This is a genomic window from Arthrobacter tecti (genome assembly GCF_054511355.1).
The window spans coordinates 11,872-31,903 of sequence record NZ_JBTNCT010000028.1 but is presented as its reverse complement, the minus strand read 5'-3'; the positions used below and the strand labels follow the sequence as shown (position 1 = coordinate 31,903).

The following is a 20,032-nucleotide window of genomic DNA, read 5'->3' as shown; positions in this document are numbered from 1 at the left end:
CGCGCTTTTCGGATGATTCACCATCAACTCAAGGATGCGCCCGCACCGGCCCGAGCGTCATCAGCAAGACCCGGCCACCCGCCTCGGCGGTCAGAGGCGAAGCCTCACTGGATGAGTGAGTCCTAATGGTCGTAGGCGATGAGGGATCGTTTGTTGACTGTTCCGATGAGCCAGTTGTGCCAGATGCCGGCGGCGAGGGCCAGTAGTCGGGCTGCGACCCTTGCGTAGACCCCGGTTGGGGTGCGTCCGCCGTGGTCTTCGAGGGTGAGTTGTCCTTTCATGGTGTCGAATACGGATTCGACCCATTGCCGGATTCCACCGAGTTTCCCGAAGCGTTTCTTCTCGTTTTTGCGGTCCGGTCGGATCAGCTTGGCGTGCAGTTCGTCGGTGATGAACGTTTCGAACTCGGCTCCTGCGAAGCCTTTGTCGCCGACGATGACTTGCCCCGGCCGGATGAGGTGTCGGTCGTGGCGGAGCATCGCTTCTGCCGCTTCGCGTTCTCCGATTTTCGGGTTAGCTAATCCCCACACGATGGGCATCCCGTCCGGGGCGCAGATAAGGTAGAGCCGGAATCCCCAGAAGAACCGGGAGTGAGAGGCGCAGTATCCGTAGCCGGCGTGCCCTGCCAGGTCCGAGCGTTTCACCGTTTCCCGTGATTTGCCGCATGGCAGCGGCGTTGAGTCGATCAGCCTGGTGTTCTCGCTCCAGGACGGGCTGTCGCGGGCCAGTTCGGTGATCACAGCCGAGAGTAGACCGCTGGCTTGCCGGACGCGTTTACCCCATCCTGACTGTTGCGGCAGGTTCGGGAACATACCGGCCAGGTGCGCGCGGGCGTATCGGATCCATTTGCGGTCAGAGGCGATGTCGAGTTGCTCTGCCTCGTCGTGGCCCAGCAGCTGCTGGGTATCGCCTCCTGACCACACTTTACGTCCATCTCGATGATCGGGTCCTCCCGGCGGCTCGGATTCACCCGGTCGAATCATCCCGGCCGGAAACCGGCGCTCAACGGGTGTTAAGGTCTGTCTTCACAAACTGGGTTTAACACCCTCCGCCTTCGATTAACAGCGACCACGCGGCAACCAGCTAATAGGACTCACTCATCTAGGGAGCAGCTCAGCGGGCACTCTGGTGTGCTTTGCTGTGGGCGAGGCGGTAGGAGTCGGTGCCGGTTTCGATGATGGTGCCGTTGAAGGTGAGCCGGTCGACGATGGCGGCGCAGAGCCTGGGGTCGGTGAAGGTTTTGGTCCACCCGGAGAAGGATTCGTTGGAGGCGATCGCGATGGAGTTCTTCTCTTCGCGTTCGGTGAGGACCTGGAAGAGCAGTTCGGCTCCGCGTTTGTCGAGTTCCATATAGCCGAGCTCGTCAATGCAGAGCAGGTCAACCCTCCCGTAGCGGGCGATCGTTTTCGCGAGGACTTTGTCGTCTTCTGCTTCCACGAGCTCGTTCACGAGCCGGGTAGCCAACGTGTATCTGACCCGGTAGCCCTTCTCCGCGGCTGCGGTGCCCAAGCCGATGAGCAGGTGGGACTTGCCGGTTCCGGAGTCACCGATGAGGCACAGGGGTTGTCCTTTGCGGATCCAGTCGCCGATGGCCAGCGTGTTGATGGTGGCCTGGTTGATGTTCGGATTTGCGTCGTAGTCGAAGTCGCCTAACCATTTGTCGCGGGGGAAGTTCGCTGATTTCACTCGTCGTACCGATGAGCGGCGATCCCGGTCATCACACTCGGCCAGCAGTAACTCTGCAAGGAATCCTTGGTAGGAGAGCTGTTCTTTGCCTGCCACGGTGAGCGCTTCGCCGAGCACTGCGCGGATGGTGGGCAGTCGTAGCCGGCGGCAGGCCTGGTCGACTGCGGCGGTCGCGGCTTCCTCAGTCAGTCCACGTCGTCGACGCAGGGTCGATGAAACGGTGATCTGACTGGTATTGGTTGGGCTCATGAGAAGTTCTCCCTCGTCTGTCGGGTCGTTCCGGTCGGGGTGCGCTCCCGCAGGGTGAGGAGATCGTCATAACTCGCGACCGAGGGCAGCGGGCGAGTGTCTGCCGGCAGGCCTGCGATCACCGCGGCCGGGTCCATGAGACGGCGCTGGGTCAGACTGACAACCTGGTGCACTTTCGTTTTATCGTGAGCAACGTGATGACGGTCTGAGCCGGACCCACCCGACGTCACCGCACGGACGCTAGCAGCATGCCTGCGCGCCTCGACCGCGACGACGTCGGCACTGACCGCGCCCACGCTGAGGGCTGCGGCGATGCCGGCTTCAACATCGGCTGCGGCCATGGACCGGTGCAGCAGGAGCACAGTGATCAGTTCTCGGGTTGCCTGGGCGTCTCCGTCGGTTCGGCGGGCCGCAGCCCAGAAGGCATCATGCGCGGAAGTGAACGATCCCGAGGCGCGCGCTTGAGCGAGTGCAGTTGAGCCGGGAAACGCGCCGGGCTTGTGGTGGAGGACCTCAAGATAGTGATCGAGATCCACACAACTACCATCCCGGGCGACGACCCGCGCATGACGGGCGATCAGGGTCCGTCCGTCATAGACCAGAACCTCTGATGCCCGCAGCGATACCCGGACAGTCCGGCCAATGAATCTCGCCGGAACCGAGTACTTCACCATCCGCACCCGGATCAGCGAGGACCGATCCACTCTCGGGGTGAGTATCACGCCGGGGTCGAACACTTCGGTCGGCAGCGGGTTGAGCAGCGCCCGCTCCTGCTCGTAATCGGCGCCGATGGTGCGTAGCTTCCCGCTGATCCTTCGTTTCTCGTCTTCCTCATCCCAGATGGCGATGCTGGCGTTGAGTTCCGCCAAGGAATCGACGGCCGGCACGGGTGTGAGCCGGTTCCTGCGGAACCGGCCGATCTCGCCCTCGATGCCGCCTTTCTCGTGGGCGCCCTTGATCCCGGGCTGGCAATAGAACGCGTCGAACCCGCAATGGGATCGAAAAAGAACCCATCGGTCGTTCTCCACCCGGTCACGAGAGGCGCCCAAAACTTGCTTTACGGCCGCCGTCAGATTGTCGTACCGGACATGACCGGTCGGAACACCACCGATCGTCGCGAACGCCTCAAGGTGCCCTTCGAGGAAGGCCTCCTGACCTTGAGTCGGGTAGACCCGGTGCACGGCTTTACCCGAGTAGGACAAACGGAACGCGAAGATATAGCACTTCGTGCGCACCCCAACCAGATCCACCCACACCTCACCAAAGTCAACCTCAGCTTCGGCTCCCGGTGCGTGTTCCTGCGGAATGAACACATCCGGTGGGGGCGTCCCCAGTTCACGCTCGAGTTCAGGACGCCGTCTTTTGACGTAGAGACGGACAGTCGAATAGGACAATTCCGCGGCGTGCTCGTCCACCAACCTGTCGAAGATGCGCTGAGCGGTATGACGTTGCTTGCGCGGTGCGCTCAAATCCGCCCGCAGCATCCCATCGATAACTGATCTGAACCGATCAAGGCGTGGAGCGTTCCGGACCGGCTTCTTCCGCCGCGGTGGTTCCGCCGAGGCAAGCGCCTGGCGGACTGTCCTGCGCGCGACCCGGTACTTCCTGGCCAAGAACCGTATCGAGTCGCCGTTGACTCGTGCGTCCCGGCGTATCTGCTCGAATAACTCCACCCTCGACTCCATCGCTGCCTTCCACCGTCGGAAAAACACTCTGATGAAATCAACGGTGGGGTGGGCTCAAGTGAAACTGCGGTTAGTCCACTGGTGAGTCGCTACGAGAGTGAGGTGGGCTCAAGTCAGGCTGCGAAAGTGGTCTCCAATCAAACTCCCACAATCATTAGGGACAGCGTTTCACGAGCTGCAGCAGGGGAAGCTGGCCAAAAGTCCACATGGTGGATGTGTCCGATGCAACGCCATGGATACAGATCCAATCTTCGTCGCGTGAGCTGAACAATTACTACGAATCTGCGTCAGTTCATGTCCGCTTAGCACACTCTTCGTCGGCAGTTCACGTCGCTCCGTCAATCTAGATGAAACTGGTCAAGTAGGAGATCGTCGTGCCGCTCATTGATACGCCTGCTTCTCGCCGCAGTTTCCTGCGCTTGACCGGGTTTAGTGCCCTTGCTGCCGCTATTGGCTCAGCTGCTTCGGGTGTGGGCGTCCCCGCGTTTTTACAGTAATCCGTTCACCTTAGGCGTGGCATCGGGTGAGCCGTTGTCCGATGGTGTCGTTCTTTGGACGCGTCTGGCGCCGAATCCACTCCGGCTAGACGGATGCGGCGGTATGCCGCCCAGGCAGGTGCCGGTGTCATGGCAAATCGCGGAAGACCCCTCGATGCGGATGGTCGTACGGGCGGGGGTCGCGCGCGCCGTTCCACAACTAGCCCACTCCGTACACGTCGAAGTCACCGGGCTTCGCCCTGACCGGCAGTATCACTACCGCTTTAAGGCCGGAAGGACCCCTCAGCCCCATCGGTCGGACGCGCACAGCAGCAGCTAGGTCAGGAGCGACGGCGGCATGAAATGCCCTGGGCGTGCAGCCATCCGCGCAGCGAGAAGTTCCGCCGTACCGTGCAGGTGAACGAATTGTGCTTCCGCGGCCCGGCTCCGTATCAGGTCCCTGTACGACCGCTTGAGTGCGCTGCAGGCGATGACGAGGGACTTCTCCCCGGCTGCTGCGAAGCGCCATCCGATCTCCTTGAGCCAAGGCTGGCGGTCCACGTCATCCAGCGGGATACCGGCGGCCATCTTTTCGACATTGGACGGCGGATGCAGGGAATCTCCGTCGAGAAACTTTACTCCGAGATCTTGCGCGAGAAGCGTTCCGACCGTGCTCTTGCCGCAGCCAGAGACGCCCATGACCACAACGTGATGCGCGGCCGCAAGAGCGCTCACCAGTCGTGCACTGTTCCGTCAGAGAGGCGGTTGTAGGGCAGGTAGGCCTGCTGGTATGGGAAGGAAGCCGCTGCCTCTTCATTGAGTTTCACGCCGAGACCTGGCTTGTCACCCGGGTGCAGGAAGCCATCCGTGAACGTCAGGGACTGCTCGAAGACGGTGTTGGTCTTGGCACTGTGTTCCATGTACTCCTGGATGCCGAAGTTATGGATGGCCATACCCACGTGTGCCTGGGCTGCCAGGCCCACCGGCGATACGTCCGTCGGACCGTGGAAGCCTGACTTGATCTGGTACTGCGCTGCGTAGTCCATGACCTTCTTCAACGGCGAGATGCCGCCGAAGTGCGTCGATGCTGCACGCACGTAGTCGATGAGCTGTTCCTTGATGAGCGTCTGGAAATCGAAGACGGTGTTGAAAATCTCGCCCACCGCCAACGGGGTGGTCGTGTGCTGGCGAATCAGCCGGAACGCCTCCTGGTTCTCGGCAGGCGTGACGTCTTCGAGCCAGAACAGATCGTACGGCTCAAGCGACTTTCCGAGTTTCGCGGCCTGAATCGGCGTCATCCGGTGGTGGCCGTCGTGGAGCAGGGGCAGCTCAGGGCCGAACTCGTTGCGCACAGCCTCAAACACGGTAGGAATATGGCGGAGGTACGCACGGGTGTCCCAGTCCTCTTCCGTGGGCTGCGCACCACGGCCCGCAGGCTCGAAGTCGTAACGCTCGCCAGTCGCCTGTGTCTGCGCGGCGACGCCGTAAAGCGCCTTGATCCCGGGAACGGAGGTCTGTACGCGGATAGACTTGTACCCCTCCTCAAGGTGCTGCCGGATTGAATCGAACAGCTCCGGCAGGTCCCGCCCGGAGGCATGACCGTAGGTTCGCAGCGCCGTCCGCGAGGCTCCGCCGAGAAGCTGATAGACCGGCAGGTTGGCAACCTTGCCCTTGATATCCCAGAGCGCCATATCGACGGCGGCAATCGCGGCCATGGTGACCGGCCCGCGCCGCCAGTAGGAGCTGCGATAGAGGAACTGCCAGGTGTCCTCGATGCGATGCGGGTCCTTGTTGATCAACAGCTGGGTGACGTGTTCCTTGAGGTAGGAGGCCACAGCCAGTTCGCGTCCATTGAGCGTGGCGTCACCGAGACCTGTCACGCCGTCGTCGGTGGTTATCTTGAGCGTGACAAAGTTCCTGCTCGGACTGGTGACAAAGACGTCCGCGGCAACTATTTTCATGGGTGTTCCTTTCAGTGGAGACAGCGCGGGAGCGCGGAGGAAGTGACTGTTACCAGTTGCCCCGGAGGCTGTGAACGAGGTCGACGGCGTCGGTATCGGCTCCCAGGTCGGCGTCCAGTACCGTGAGCAGGGCTTCGGTGAGGTCCCGGCCGGGAAGATTCAGCAGGCCCACGAGGCGCTCAGCTTCAGCGTCGGCCGGCCTGGCGCCGTCGTCGTGCTCGTGAACCAGGAAGTCAACCCAGGCGGCGATAGTGCGGGCTGCACCCTTGCCTGTCCTGCCCGCCGAACGCTCAGCGATGAAAACGGGAACCGCGCGCATGCGGAGTTTGGTGGAGCCCTCCGCGCCGATCTGCTCGAGCAGGTGCTCGATCCTCGCGTTGCGGAACCGGCCAAGCAGCGCGGCGCGGTAGGAAGGAATGTCGAGCCCGGGCTGGTGCAGATGTGCGGCAGCCTCGTTCCAGAAGGTTTCGAGTTCCGCTGTGCAGGAGCGGTCAGCGACTGCGTCTGCGACCGTGCGCAGGCCACGCAACTGGCCCGCGTATGCAAGCAGCGAGTGTGCTCCGTTGAGCAGCCAGAGCTTGCGCTGTTCAAAAGGGGCGATGTCGTCGACGAAGACTGCTCCGGCGCTTTCCCAGTCCGGGCGTCCCGCAGGAAACTTCCCGCTGAGGACCCAGTTCGAGGACGGCTCGGTGATGACGGGTGCGGCGTCGTCGAGCCCGGTGGCCTTCCGGACACCCGCGATGTCGGCGTCGGTGGTGCGCGGGGTGATGCGGTCCACCGAGGTGTCGACGAACGAGACGTTTTCCGTGACCCAGTCGCCCAGCTCCGCCGAGACCGTGGTTGCGAGCCCGTGGATTGCCTGAGAGGCCGCCTCACCGTTCGCCCTCAGATTGTCACACGAGACGACGGCGAGTGGACCCGCGTTAGCGCGGCGCCTTGCATCGAGCCCGAGCAGGACGCGCGCCCCCATAGTGGCCAGCCTCGGGAATGTGCCCTTCACTTCGAGGCTTCCCGCTAGTGCCCACATGTCCTTCAAAGCTTCTGCATCTGCAGCGACAACCGGTGATGAGGTATCGAGCCGGCCGTCCGCGCCACGGTGGTAGGCCGGCTCAGTGACTGTGATCGTCAGCAACGCTGTCTCAGGGGATGACAGGACCTTCTCAAGTTGCGCAAGGTCCGCGCCGTCGTACGCTGCACTGATACTGCCCACAATGCTGAACTCATCGCCGTCGTCGCCGCGTTCCACGAGGGTGTAGAGCCCGTCCTGGGCTGCGAGCGTCGCTGCCGCTTCCGGACTGCGACCGGTGAACGCGGCGATGCCCCACTCGTTTTTCGAATCAGCCTGGGCGGTGTACCAGGCCTGGTGGGAGCGGTGGAACGCACCGAGTCCGATATGGGCAATGCGGACCGGAGCGGCGGGAGGGATGTCCGCGTTTGCCCGGTTCAGCGCCCTCATCTCATGCTGCACGGTCATAGCTTGAATACCCGTCGTGGCGCACGGTCGACGACATCTACGATCAGTTCTTCCGCGCGGGCACCCGTGATGCGGTGTTCGGCCACGAGCCGTGCCAGGAAGGAGGCTTCGATCCGCCGCGACGCATCATGGCGAGCGGGAATCGAGCAGAACGCACGGGTGTCGTCAATGAAACCGGAGGAGCGGGAGAAGCCTGCCGTCTCGGTGATGGCGGAGCGGAAGCGGAGCATCGCGTCGGGAGCATCGAGGAACCACCAGGGTGCGCCAATGTAGACGGACGGATAGAAGCCCGCCAGAGGGGCCAGCTCACGGGAGAAAACCGTCTCGTCGAGCGTGAACAGCACCAGATGGAAGTCAGCTGCCGTGCCGAAGTCCTGCAGCAACGGGCGGATGCCTTCGGTGTAGCTGACCGGGAACGGAATGTCGTGCCCGGTGTCGCCGCCGAACTTCTCGAAGCTGGGCAGGTGGTGGTTGCGGTAGGAGCCCGGGTGAATCGTCATGACGAGGCCGTCCTGGACAGACATGCGTGCCATCTCGTACATCATGTGGGCTTCAAAGACGTCGCGGTCTTCGGAGGTCCATTCTCCGCACCGGGCACGGGTGAAGAGATTCTCGGCGTCGGACCGGTCCAGTTTGAGAGTCAGCGGCGTGCGGACACCGTGATCAGCGGATACTGCGCCGTGATCCACGAAGTAGCGCCGACGGTTCTCCATCGCCCGGATGTACCCGGCGTAGCCCGCTGCGCCGTCACCTGCGGCTCCGATCAGGCGGTCGACGTTCTCCACCCAATTGGGATGCGCAATGTTGATGTAGGCGTCCGGGCGGAATGTGGGAACGACACTCCCGCGGAACGTGCTGTCCGCCGCGATGGCTGCGTGGTGCTGAAGATCGTCGAGCGGGTCATCGGTGGTGGCGAGGACCTCGATATTGAAGTCATGGAAGAGCTGGCGCGGGCGGAACGCGGGCTCGCTCAGGCGGGACTGCAGGGCGTCGAACGTGCTGTCCGCGGATGCCTCGGAGATTTCCTCGTCGAGCTTGAAGACATGCTGGAACTCCGAGTGGATCCAGTAACCGGAGGCGGTGCCCTCGAACAGCGGCCACGCCTTGCAGAAATCATGCCAGACGGATCGGGGGTCGGCATTGGCGATCGGGCCCTGATTAAGGCGGTCGAGCGGAACACCGCTGGCATGAATCAGACGGACGACGTAGTGATCCGGTGTGACCAGCAGCGTTGCCGGGTCCGGGAACGGAGTGTCCTGGGCAAGCACGCCGGCGTCGACGTGGCCGTGCGGAGAAATGATGGGCAAGGAGGCGACGAGACCCAGCAGGTCCCTGGCGATTGCTCGCACTCCGGGTTCAGCCGGCAGGAGCCTGTCCGGCTCTGATGCGAGGGAAGATAGTGAAGGAGGCATGCCCCTAATCGTTGCCAAGCCGAACGAGCGGGGTCAACGAGTTGCCATTTGTTGGCAACAAAGCGGGCTCAGCTGGCCGTCGGCGCAGTCGAGTCACGCACAATCAGCCGGGTGGGAAGGACCACCGGCTGGTTGGACCGCGAACGGGCTCCCGCCGCGAAGGCCAGTAGGTTGTTCACGGCAGTCGCACCGAGCGAGTAAAGCGGCGCCTCGATCGTGGTCAGTGACGGGGTAATGAGGGCGGCCCCGTAACTGTTGTCGTGCCCGATAACGCTGGCATCGCCCGGAACGCTGAGCCCCCTTTGCTGCAGGGCGCGGATGAAACCGATAGCCATCTGGTCGTTGTAGGCAATGACACCGGGGGTCCGGTGGCGGAGCCACTCACCGGCTACCTCCTCACCGCCCCGGATGGTGGGCAGGTAGGGACCGGTCCGGCGGACCGAAAGCTCGAGTTCCATCGCCGCCTCACGCAGCGAGCGCCAGCGCATGCCGTCCGCCCAGGACGCTTCAGGCCCCGCCAGGTAGGTGATGCTGCGGTGGCCAAGCTCGCCTAGGTACTCGGCGGCCCGGCGGATGCCGCGGGGGTTGTCCGTCACCACGCTGGCCACGTCCTTGACCGCGCGGTTCATGACGATGAGCGGCTTCTGCTTGGCCATCATCCGGATAGCGGAGTCCGACATGCGGGAGCTTGAGAGAACAATGCCGTCCACTGAGGTCAGAGCTCGCTCGAGCGCCTGCCGTTCCTTGCGTTCGGACTCCTGGGTGTGGGCAAGCAGCATGGTGTAGCCCGCTTCCGCCGCCGCCGCTTCAGCGCCGCGCACCATCTCCGCATAGACCGGGTTCCGGATGTCCGCAATGACCAGGGCGATCATCGATGTGCGTTGCCCGCCGGGATGCTGGATGCCTGCAACATGGGTAGACCGGTAGCCCACCTCGATTGCCGCGGCGAAAATTTTCTGCGCCGTGTGGTGGCTTACCCGGCCCGGGCGGGCGAAGGCGCGCGAGACTGTGGACGCCGATACCCCAGCGACACGGGCGACGTCGTAAATCGAGGGCATACCTCGCGATTCAGGCATGATGACCTCCGCCCTCACCTTAAACCCAGTCAACGACGAGATAGTGAGCGAAGGCGTATAACCGAGCATCCTATAGCTTATAGGGTACTCTGAACAACGTTTTGCTCCTACTCGGAAGGTAAGTGCCTGGTGCTTATAATCACTGATGTTCGCGTGTATGACGTCCGTTTCCCTACTTAGGCAAGCATGGACGGGTCGGACGCAATGAATAAAGATGGCGACTATTCTGCCGCTTATGTCGTTCTTGAAACGTCGGAACCAAGTCTCCGCGGGTACGGCTTTACGTTCACAATCGGACGAGGAAATGATCTTTGTGTGGAGGCCGCACGTCAACGTTCCCGGGCGCTGATTGGCAGAGATGTGGCCTTCACCGTTAAGAATCTCGGTGCGCTGTATCGCGAGCTTGCGAATGATTCCCAGCTGCGCTGGCTTGGGCCGGAGAAGGGAGTTGTTCACCTTGCCCTGGCAGCGGTGATGAACGCTGTGTGGGACCTGGCGGCTCGACGTGCAGGCAAGCCGCTCTGGCGGCTGCTCGTCGATATGCCACCCGAGCAGCTTGTGGACGCCGCTGACCTGCGCTACTTGTCCGACGTCCTCACTAGAGAGCAAGCGATCGAGATCCTCCGCGAACTTGCCCCGACTCGGTCGAAGCGTATAGCCGAGCTAGAGTCACGTGGCGGTTACCCGTGCTACACGACGAGTGCAGGCTGGTTGGGTTACAGCGATGACAGGATGCGGCGACTACTCAAGGAAGCGGTCAGCGAGGGTTACCGCCACGTGAAGCTAAAGGTGGGCGCAGACCTGGAAGAAGACTTGCGTCGTCTACGCATCACGCGCGAGGTGATCGGCTGGGACGCCCATCTTATGATCGATGCAAACCAGGTGTGGGACGTACCGGAAGCGATCGAGTGGGTAAGACAACTCGCTAAATTCAACCCCCTTTGGATTGAAGAACCGACTAGCCCTGACGATGTTCTTGGTCATGCGGTGATCCGGCGAGCTGTAGCGCCGATCGGTGTTGCAACGGGAGAACACGGAATGAACCGTGTGCTGTTCAAACAGATGTTCCAAGCCGAAGCGATCGATTACTGCCAGCTGGACGCGGCACGATTAGCAAGCGTGAACGAAATCCTTTCGGTGTATCTGATGGCTAAAAAGTTTAAGGTTCCGGTCTGTCCGCACGCAGGAGGGGTCGGGTTGTGCGAGCTGGTTCAGCACCTATCCATCTTCGACTTCGTTGCGGTTTCCGGTTCGCTTGAGAATCGCGTCACCGAATATGTGGACCATCTGCACGAGCATTTCACCGACCCCTGCGTTGTCCGTAACGGCCACTACGCGCTTCCTGTTCAAGCCGGCTATAGCGCCCAGATGCTCGATAGCTCGATCGGGGAGTTCACATTTCCCGATGGTACCTACTGGAAAGAAGCGTTCCCACAGGGACCATCAGCTGACGAACACCGAGGCGGCTAGGGGAAGCACCGATGATGCACCAGCCAACGCATTGCTCTGCGTAATATCAGTCGATGAGTCGGATCTTCATAGGAGCGGCCGTCATGGCCCAAAGCATCATACAAGCGGCGCGAGTTCGGCATCTGCACCAAAATAGGGTGTGCATTGCCGGCCAGATCGTGCGTAGCGAGTATGTGAGCGCGGGAATCAATCTGAAGGTCGGTGTACCGCTCATCGTAAAGAACGAAGCTACTTACTCCTTCCAAAATCGGGTGGCTTCGTCCCTCCGCGGTCACATCGACGGACGACAAGCCGCGAGTCGGATGCCATGACTGCTTATCAACCCATTGCACACCGATCGCTTGTTGCAACAGCGGGTAGTCCGAAAGCGACGACGCGGCCGCATGCATAGCCAGAACAGCGCCACCCCCGTTCAAATACCGGCCAATCTCTGCCGTCGCTGCCCGAACCGAGTCCGGATCGAGGGGCTTCGTAGAAGCACCGACATTTCGTCGCGTGTCACCGGCGTTGACGATGAGCAAGTCGACGCCACCAAGCTCAGACAGACGATCATCAATATCGTCAGCAATTTCCACCGTTGCGATTCCCGCTTCGGTTGCGATATCAGCCAAACACTCCGAAGTTTGCGCGTAAGGATGCCAGGGATCGGCGTACCTGCCGTGTCCTGACAGTATTAGAACGCTTCCCTCACTGACCATCTTTCCCCTCCCATAACCGCACCTCAGGAACTCCTCTGCGCGGTGAGTTGCTAGCTCCTTGCAGGCGCTTCCAGCAGAACCAATCCAAAACCTAGCACCACAGACTATTACCTATAGGATAGATGTATAACATTCTTCATTCGCGACGCCGTGTTGATGAACGCCGGTGGATGCGTACAGATACGAGCGGCTCTCAGCAGAGCAGCCCGCCGCAAAATGAACTGGAGTAGCATCGATGAGCGATCTCGCTTTGAACACCCCACCGTCAATGATCGTCATGTCCCAGAATTCTTTCTCAAGTTCATTCGACGACCTTCGTCTTCGCAGGTTGGGTGCTTTGAGCCGGCCGCTATCACCAATTCCGCTGGAGGAGGTGGACCGTGCGTCCACGGCGGACATCTTGGCAAAGGTAGAGGTACTGATCACTGCATGGGGCTGTCCGCGGCTGACCGAGGAGCGCTTGACTAAGTTGCCGCACCTACGGGCGGTCTTTCATGGAGCCGGTTCGGTACGCACCATAGTGAGCGACGCCTTCTGGGAACGCGACATTGCCATTAGCTCTGCGGCTCATGTGAATGCTATACCGGTCGCAGAGTTTACGTTCGCCTCCATTGTGCTTGCAGGGAAGCGCGCCCAATTCTTCGCCCGAGATCCTCGCGGCTACCACTATCGGGGCCGGGAGAAGATAGACCCCTCCTTGTCTAACTTACGTCGGAGGATCGGCGTTGTGGGCTTTTCTAACATTGGACAACAAGTCGTTCGCCTATTACAGAACTTGGCCGAGGTAGAGGTACTGGTGTTCGATCCATTCGGGGATGCAACCGAGATCAACAGAGCGGGTGCGCGTCTTGTGTCGCTGAACGAACTGCTTCGTTCTGTTGATACCCTGTCTCTGCACGCGCCGCTGCTTCCATCGACGAGAGGCATGATCGGCTCAGACGAGTTGGCTCGGCTGGAAGATGGAGCAATCATCATCAATACCGCGCGCGGCGCACTGATAGATACCGAAGCGCTGACCGCCGAGTGTAAGCGGGGGCGTCTGCGTGCAGTGCTTGATGTTACCGAGCCTGAGCCGCTCCCTCTTGAAAGTCCGCTATACGATCTACCTAATGTATCTATCACTCCTCATGTCGCTGGGTCTCTTGGCAGCGAAACGCTTCGATTGACAGACTGTGCGCTGGATGAACTTGAAAGATACACCAAGGGTGAACCGCTACACCATGGAATTGATGCCTCAAGTATGGAGGTTATCGCCTGAGGTTACTGCTTTAGCTTCTGGTTGCATGCCCGAGCTGAAGGCGATGTCACGCAGCACTTTTCCCAGCCTGTGGGCCATGATCTGGTACCCGACGGCATTAGGATGTAGTCCGTCAGGAAGCAGCTCAGCTTCAGCTGCACCTAAAATCTCGCGACCATCCACGTAGTGCAGACTCTGGTCGCCTAGGTTTGTCAGTATCGTGGTAGCGTCGTGCACGCGTTGGCGAACTTCTTGCAGCGACAGCCCGTTGAGATTACGAGCATCTTCACGATCTGGACTGGCAATCGGTGAGATTACGAGAATAGGCGTTGACGGGTGACGATCCCGCACCGTTTGAATGAACCCACAGAGTTGGGAAACCAGCGCACGATCTCCGATACTTGACGACCCATAAATGTTGATGCCTAGGCAGAGCGAGATGAGATCTGCAGGAGTCTGCCCGATCGTCCGCGCTACTACGGGGTCGAGGTGGCATTGTCCTCCGAATCCCAAGCAGGTTAAATTCCAGTCATTCTGGCGCGAAACTAATGCAGGCCACGTCTCGGATGGTCCGGGGACATTTGAACAGTGGGTGATTGAACTTCCATACGTGATCCAATTCAGCCCAAGCCGCGCAGGATCCATCACTGTTGCGCCACGGACCAGAGCGGAACCTATATCGACCTGCTCAAGATGCGGCAGCCACGCCTGCAATCGATGCACGCCTTGATATTTCGACAGGTCGAAGGTAATTGTGCTTACCCCCTGGGCCGTGGACACTCTCTGCGTGAGGGCTCCGTCGATGAGCAAATCAATGTAATTGTTAGCCTGCCCTTGAGTGCGGATCGACAATTCCAGTTCCATGCCGTCAGTCATAACGTCTAGACGAGATCCGGCAGGCATCCCCGCCTTGACCGAGAGATCTTCTGAACCGGCTGTGGCCAGAGCCGCAAAAGGTAGCCGCCACGGGCGTAGCCAGGAGCCCAGGCTCTGCCACTCAGTAGTACCGCGCCATAGCTCCGGCCGCTTCGACGGGGTGATTCGCATGGAGGTCTGTTGGCTGCTGAGCATCACACCACCCTCCGCTTCTCCTGTCACCTTACGCGACCTGAGCGCGCGTTCTTTTGAGCCTCGTAGAGGGACGGTGGGTTCAATCCAAGCCTATTCGTACCTTCGATGTACCCTACCGTTGCGTCGGGATCGCTGTAGGAGTAGCCAGCTCCGGAGACAGTGCCAAAGCATCCGATTGCGTAGTTTTGGCCTGTGGGCGCCTGTTGGACTGAAAGCGTCGCGTCGGCGACATCGGCCGCCCACGCGACTGAGTGCACAGCCGCCCAACCGTGCTGTGTTGCGCCGCTGCCACGATTCAGCAACGCGAGTATGATCCCGGACGACCCGGGGTTGGGATTGATCTCTTTGTGGTTGTCAAAAAGTATCCCCTGGGTCCATCTACGGTGGCCTTCGCTCGATGTCAAACTGTCCTCGGCCGTACAACGGTGAAAAACCAAGCCAGATGCGGTGCTGGTGCCGTTGGACACATATGCGTGTCGAGCGAGGTTGGCGTAGCAGTTTGTCACAAGGACCTGCTGGGTACTTCGCTCGGCGTTGAAAGCGTAGCGCCGGGAACCCGCTATGAGGGAAACCGGGTCGAGTGCTTGGCACCCGGAAATGGTGATGCGAGTTGCCTTATACATTCCGATGCCCGACATGCCGTAATGCCGAACCGTCGTATCGCGCACCCATGCATCTTCTGCTTCGATTAAACGAATGGCATTCCAAGCGTGATTCTCATCGAGTGGATCTCCGCTGTACTCGATATGGATGCGGAGGTCTTCCACGCCGACATCGGTGATCAGATTGGCTCGATCCCACTTGTAGATGAAGCTCTGGGTGAGAGATCGATCCAATTGGTAATGGATCGGGGCATCAACGCTCACGCGGTTGCCTCTGATCTGGGTGATGAAGCGATTGAAGGTGATGGGCTGACTGTCGACCCGCCACGGGGGGCCTATGGGCTGATTGGTCCCACCGCCGTCGATCGCGTCGAGCCAGTCCTGGCTGCACGGATGCACGATAATGATATTGTCGCCCACCGATAGCATGGACGCGTCTGCGACGGTGAAGGAAGTGCCGGCTAATGGCACATAGTCGGTTGTGATGTTCGTTCTGGTGCCCGGAACTTCTGTAAGCCAGTCTCGCTCATCGCCGTTCCATTGGCCGGTACCGCCGCCTATGTTAAGGACATCACGTTTCTCGGGGGTGTTGCCGGTGGCTCTGAGGACGGTGTTTGAGGAGGAGTCTTCACCGGATCCTTCCCCGCGTAACACCACACCGTCGTGGCGCAAATATAGTGTCCCGGCGACTGGATAGTCACCGGCTTTGAGGAGAATCGCGCCCCGAAACCCGTCGGCTTGTTTCGGCAGCGTTCCGACTTGATCAATTGCGGACTGAATGTGTGCTGTGTTGTCCCCTTGGGTCGGTGCTATTTCCGATACCACGGGCACATTCGGCGGCGTTTGTCCCTGGCGGTAACCGACGTGGCCCCAATCAGGGAGCCGAAGCCCACCGCGGCGGGGGTAGGAAAGCTTACCGTGCGGGTTCGTTCTGAGCAGGTTCGATTGCCAGGCATCGCGTGGTAGCGCGTCGGCCACAGCCCGTGGGGTGTGCACAGTGGTGTCGAGTCCGACGGTGACGGTAGCACCGGCAAGGATTCCGCCCGTTAGAAAGGATCTGCGTGTCGGTTTCATAGATTGTTCTCCTCGATGAGAATTGACTGATGATGCTGGATGTTGTGCTTCTAAGGACGAGCAGGACGAGCAGGACGAGGTCGAATTAGGAGGTTGCTGTCGCGGGTTGTTGGCGCGGCATTGTCACGGTGCAAGGGGTTTGCTGATTGAGCTGGACTTGTTCAATCGGTCCGTTGGAGATTGTGTATTGCATAGTGACATCGCGGTCAGCTTTGAGAACCGCCTCGGATAGTGTGCCGTCCTGCCAGGTCATGTCGACCGTGATGCCTCCGCGGCTCCGTAGTCCCGTGACTCTGCCGGCAGGCCATTGGGGTGGTAGCGCTGGCAGAAGCCTGAGGACGCCGTTGTGGCTCTGCAAGAGCATTTCCGCGATGCCAGCGGTAATTCCCAGGTTGCCGTCGATCTGAAATACTCCGGGCGGAAAATGTAGATTGAACAGGTTGATGCTCGCGAAATCTTTTATCAAGTCATCGACGCATTGCCCTGCTTCCTTCCCGTGGCCGAGGCGAGCCCAGAGACAGGCAACCCAGGCGCGACTCCACCCGGTGCTGCCGCCGCCTGCGCCTAGGCGCTGGCGTAGCGCTTTTTCGGCTGTTGCAGCTAGTTCGGGGGTTTTGATGACGTCGATCGCGGCACCCGGAAAGAGTCCATATAGGTGGGATAGATGCCGGTGTCCTGGTTCTGGCTCGCCGTAGTCCTCTTGCCATTCCAGCAAGCGCCCGTCTGTTCCGATCGGCAGGGGTGGGAGCTTCGTTTGAGCCGACCGAACCTCCGAAACAATTGGGTCTTGTAACCGGTCCAAAACTTCAGCTGTTGCGAGCAGCTGCTCGAATAGCTCCCGTGTGAGGAAGATGTCCATAGTGGACATGGCGTCCATCGATGCCGCTTGGCCAGTGGAACTGAAATACTCGTTCTCCGGGGAGGTCGATGGGACGGTGATAAGTTGGCCGTCCGGTGCGCCCACCCTAGGATCTTCCATCAGAAGGTCGAGGATAAACTCGGCTGCGGCGCGCAGTGCCGGCCAGCAGGTCAGTTCGAGGAAGCTAGGGTCTTTCGTGTATGCGAAATGATCCATGAGGTGCGACGTCAACCAAGGTGCTGCCATCGGCCACATGGCGTGCTTGGGGTGTCCCTTCCCGCTCCCCACCGACCAGGTCGTTCGCCATAAGTCGACGTTATGGTGAGCCGTCCAACCACGAAAACCATAGACTTCTTGGGCCGTTTGTGCGCCGCTTTCGCGTATGGACTCTATAAGGTCCACAAGCTGCAGGTTGCATTCGGTGAGATTCGTGCTCAAGGCAGCCCAATAGTTCATCTGAACGTTAATGTTGGTGGTCCAGTTCGAGGTCCATGGTGGCTGCAGTTCTTCGTTCCAGAGCCCCTGCAAATTAGCCGCTTGTGAGCCGGGACGTGAGGAGGCGATCAGCAGGTACCTCCCGTAGTCGAACATCAACTCAACGAGGTGTGGATCGGGATCGCCTCTGCGCGCCGCCCGCTCGAGACGAACGTCCGTTGGAGAGTCTCCGGCGGACTGTTCGAGCGCGAGATGAGTGCGGCTGAATAGGGCTGCGTGGTCTCGAACTGCATCAAGCCGTAGATCCCCCCAGTGTCTGCTCTGTAGGGATTCTGAAGATTGCAGGGCAGACGCAGTGACGGCATCTGCGTTCTGCCCCGGGGACGTGTCCCATCCCGCGAAAGATGTCGCGGCGGTGACCATGAGCGTGACCCCTGTTGCATCCGACACTTCAATGGCCGTCTTGACGTGGCGAAGGCTTCCATCATCGGGCACCACGCGTAACGCAAGGGCACACAGGATTCCCTCGTCCTCTCGGTATATCACCGGTTCGGGAGCATCGGCGTCTTTCCTCGCTACGTGCTTGGGGGCTCTCACTGTGCAATGCGCGACGGATCGTTGAGGTGCTGAGTCGGCAGAAACTCCTCGACTGATAACCGGATGCGGTGTTGACAGTGAGACCTTGAAATTCACCGTGCCGCCGGGCAGCGCCTCTATCCGTACGAGAATGGCCTTTCCCGGAAGGGAAGCAATTACCTGCTGTGTCCATCCGCGCCCGCCCTTGTCGATACGAGACGATGCTACGCCTGTCGTCAGGTCGAGTTCTCGCAGGTAGGCCGATTGAACTTGTTCGGCTGTTTGTCCGTCGACGGTTGAAGTTTTGTGTGCGATGATCAGGTCGCCCACAGGTTGGTAAGGCTGGTTGTACGGTCCTTGCAGTGATCTGGCAGTGTGCTCGGCGCCTTCGACATCTTCCATCAGAATTTGACCGCGCAGCCGCGCGAATTTTGCTGGCCCGTTGTCGACGCCATGAGTCGTGGGGGTGCCTGCCCAGAAGGTGTCGCAGTTGAGTGCAATACGCTCGGTGTCCGTGCGACCGAAAACCATGGCGCCTAATGTCCCATTGCCGACCGGTAGTGCCTCTATCCATGCCTTGGCAGGTTGCCGGTACCAGAGTCGTTTTCTGCTTTCCATCGGGCTCCTTCGCCCTCGTTTTTCCGTACGGTCGAATTAGATCCTACAGAATATTTCCCGTACTGGAAGAGCAAGCTTGATGTTCTCTCATTGAATTGGCCGAGTTTCTGAACCTTGACCCGAGCATCAAAATGAGCTTTCCTATAGTAAAGCGCTGGTGGGTATGCGCTTTCCTCAATCTCAAGTAGGAGTGCATGACATTGAAGTCCGAAGCAAGAACCCGGATACTCGTCGGTGGGTTTTAGCGGTATGACCCAGCAGGATAACCGGTACCGTGTGCGACAGTCTTCACCGACGCCGTCGGTGTCCACTGCGTCCGATTCCTCTCCTCGGCGGCGGTCCTGGAGCGCAAGATTTCGACGCGATCAGGTGCTGTTGTTCATGGTGCTGCCTGGGACGGTACTGCTTGTGCTCTTTCAGTATGTGCCGTTGCTGGGCAACATCATTGCCTTTCAAGACTATGTACCGTTTCTGCCCTTCGGTGCTTCGCCTTGGGTCGGTTTCGAGAACTTCGAGGTGATTTTCAACGGGGATCCGGCATTCTTGCAGGCGCTTCGCAATACTCTGATACTCACGGTGGTGCAGGTTGTACTCGTTTTCCCGGCTCCCATCATTCTCGCCCTGCTACTGAACTCCCTCCTGTCCGAACGGTTGAAGCGGATCGTGCAGTCGATTCTCTATTTACCGCATTTCCTGTCGTGGGTGATCGTCGTAGCCATCTTCCAGCAGGTCATTGGGGGTACCGGTCTGGTGAACAACCTTCTGCGGTCAAATGGATGGGACACGCTGTCGGTCGTGGGAAATTCCGACTGGTTCGTGGCGCTCATCACCGCGCAGGTGATTTGGAAGGACACCGGTTGGGCCACCATCCTTTTCCTCGCCGTGCTCTCTCAGATCGACAGCTCCCTCTATGAAGCAGCATCAGTAGATGGCGCATCTCGCATGCGGCAGCTATGGCACGTCACCCTGCCGGGTATGCGGGGGATTATCATCCTGCTTCTTATCCTGCGTCTCGGAGACTCACTGACTGTGGGATTCGAGCAGATCATCCTCCAACAGCAGGGCGTAGGCCTTGCCGTCAGTGAGGTTCTGGATACGTATGTCTATAACAATGGCATCGTCGGCGGGCAATGGGGCGTGGCCGCAGCGGTGGGGCTTGTCAAAGGCGTCGTGGGCGTCATTCTAGTTCTCGCTGCTAATAAGGTGGCGCACGGCTTCGGCGAAGCAGGGGTGTACAGGAAATGAGTCAGAACAGGAACTTATCCCGAACCCGAACAGCAGCTACCATGCGGGCCTTCATCACCCGCAGCGCAGGAGGACAGAAAGGAATCCGATCATCCCGGCTGAATAGCCCACCTCTGTGGTCCCGCGTC

General features: G+C 60.0%; 15 protein-coding genes and 1 pseudogene. 4 read left to right on the top strand and 12 right to left on the bottom strand.

What is annotated here, in order from left to right:
• Positions 1–122 precede the first annotated feature (122 nt).
• The 3 genes and pseudogenes from ACX80C_RS19010 to istA all read right to left on the bottom strand — a co-directional run.
• A pseudogene (locus ACX80C_RS19010) lies at positions 123–869 on the bottom strand (IS982 family transposase); the annotation flags it as partial.
• 244 nt (positions 870–1,113) lie between these two features.
• Positions 1,114–1,935 carry an IS21-like element helper ATPase IstB gene (gene istB, locus ACX80C_RS19005; RefSeq protein ID WP_459328027.1) on the bottom strand — a complete coding sequence of 274 codons (822 nt, stop codon included), beginning with the start codon at positions 1,933–1,935 and terminating at the stop codon, positions 1,114–1,116.
• Positions 1,932–3,620: an IS21 family transposase gene (istA, locus tag ACX80C_RS19000; RefSeq protein WP_459328026.1), complete on the bottom strand. Its 1,689-nt coding sequence runs from the start codon at positions 3,618–3,620 to the stop codon at positions 1,932–1,934. The genes istB and istA overlap by 4 nt, the downstream gene beginning before the upstream one ends.
• A 432-nt stretch (positions 3,621–4,052) precedes the next feature.
• Between istA and ACX80C_RS18995 the strand changes: the two genes are divergently transcribed.
• Positions 4,053–4,436 carry a PhoD-like phosphatase N-terminal domain-containing protein gene (locus ACX80C_RS18995; RefSeq protein ID WP_459328025.1) on the top strand — a complete coding sequence of 128 codons (384 nt, stop codon included), beginning with the start codon at positions 4,053–4,055 and terminating at the stop codon, positions 4,434–4,436.
• Here the strand turns inward: ACX80C_RS18995 and ACX80C_RS18990 are convergent.
• The 5 genes from ACX80C_RS18990 to ACX80C_RS18970 form a co-directional block, all read right to left on the bottom strand.
• Entirely contained in the window at positions 4,433–4,831 is a 399-nt protein-coding gene (locus ACX80C_RS18990) for a gluconokinase (protein ID WP_459328024.1), read from the bottom strand. The two genes, ACX80C_RS18995 and ACX80C_RS18990, sit on opposite strands and share 4 nt — an antisense overlap.
• Positions 4,828–6,057: a D-mannonate dehydratase ManD gene (manD, locus tag ACX80C_RS18985; protein WP_459328023.1), complete on the bottom strand. Its 1,230-nt coding sequence runs from the start codon at positions 6,055–6,057 to the stop codon at positions 4,828–4,830. The genes ACX80C_RS18990 and manD overlap by 4 nt, the downstream gene beginning before the upstream one ends.
• Before the next feature lie 49 nt (positions 6,058–6,106).
• The gene (locus tag ACX80C_RS18980) at positions 6,107–7,531 is read right to left on the bottom strand and encodes a mannitol dehydrogenase family protein (RefSeq protein ID WP_459328022.1); all 1,425 of its coding nucleotides are present in this window, start codon (positions 7,529–7,531) and stop codon (positions 6,107–6,109) included.
• Positions 7,528–8,943, bottom strand: coding sequence for a glucuronate isomerase (uxaC, locus tag ACX80C_RS18975; RefSeq protein ID WP_459328021.1), 1,416 nt, complete (start codon positions 8,941–8,943; stop codon positions 7,528–7,530). The genes ACX80C_RS18980 and uxaC overlap by 4 nt, the downstream gene beginning before the upstream one ends.
• Before the next feature lie 68 nt (positions 8,944–9,011).
• Positions 9,012–10,019, bottom strand: coding sequence for a LacI family DNA-binding transcriptional regulator (locus ACX80C_RS18970; RefSeq protein WP_459328020.1), 1,008 nt, complete (start codon positions 10,017–10,019; stop codon positions 9,012–9,014).
• Positions 10,020–10,205: 186 nt separating this feature from the next.
• Here ACX80C_RS18970 and ACX80C_RS18965 point away from each other — a divergent pair, with 186 nt between their 5' ends.
• The gene (locus ACX80C_RS18965; RefSeq protein ID WP_459328019.1) at positions 10,206–11,489 is read left to right on the top strand and encodes an enolase C-terminal domain-like protein; all 1,284 of its coding nucleotides are present in this window, start codon (positions 10,206–10,208) and stop codon (positions 11,487–11,489) included.
• Here ACX80C_RS18965 and ACX80C_RS18960 read toward each other — a convergent pair.
• The gene (locus ACX80C_RS18960) at positions 11,486–12,187 is read right to left on the bottom strand and encodes a ThuA domain-containing protein (protein WP_459328018.1); all 702 of its coding nucleotides are present in this window, start codon (positions 12,185–12,187) and stop codon (positions 11,486–11,488) included. The genes ACX80C_RS18965 and ACX80C_RS18960 overlap by 4 nt on opposite strands.
• 235 nt (positions 12,188–12,422) lie before the next feature.
• Here ACX80C_RS18960 and ACX80C_RS18955 point away from each other — a divergent pair, with 235 nt between their 5' ends.
• Positions 12,423–13,445 carry a hydroxyacid dehydrogenase gene (locus ACX80C_RS18955; protein WP_459328017.1) on the top strand — a complete coding sequence of 341 codons (1,023 nt, stop codon included), beginning with the start codon at positions 12,423–12,425 and terminating at the stop codon, positions 13,443–13,445.
• Here ACX80C_RS18955 and ACX80C_RS18950 read toward each other — a convergent pair.
• The 3 genes from ACX80C_RS18950 to ACX80C_RS18940 form a co-directional block, all read right to left on the bottom strand.
• Positions 13,422–14,300 (bottom strand): SGNH/GDSL hydrolase family protein, encoded by an 879-nt coding sequence (locus ACX80C_RS18950; protein WP_459328016.1) that lies wholly within the window; start codon positions 14,298–14,300, stop codon positions 13,422–13,424. The genes ACX80C_RS18955 and ACX80C_RS18950 overlap by 24 nt on opposite strands.
• Positions 14,301–14,518: 218 nt before the next feature.
• Positions 14,519–16,171 (bottom strand): right-handed parallel beta-helix repeat-containing protein, encoded by a 1,653-nt coding sequence (locus tag ACX80C_RS18945; RefSeq protein ID WP_459328015.1) that lies wholly within the window; start codon positions 16,169–16,171, stop codon positions 14,519–14,521.
• 85 nt (positions 16,172–16,256) lie between these two features.
• Positions 16,257–18,659 carry a glycoside hydrolase family 95 protein gene (locus ACX80C_RS18940; protein ID WP_459328014.1) on the bottom strand — a complete coding sequence of 801 codons (2,403 nt, stop codon included), beginning with the start codon at positions 18,657–18,659 and terminating at the stop codon, positions 16,257–16,259.
• 249 nt (positions 18,660–18,908) lie between these two features.
• Between ACX80C_RS18940 and ACX80C_RS18935 the strand changes: the two genes are divergently transcribed.
• Positions 18,909–19,904, top strand: a complete 996-nt coding sequence (locus ACX80C_RS18935; protein WP_459328013.1) for an ABC transporter permease — start codon at positions 18,909–18,911, stop codon at positions 19,902–19,904.
• The last annotated feature ends 128 nt before the right edge of the window (positions 19,905–20,032 follow it).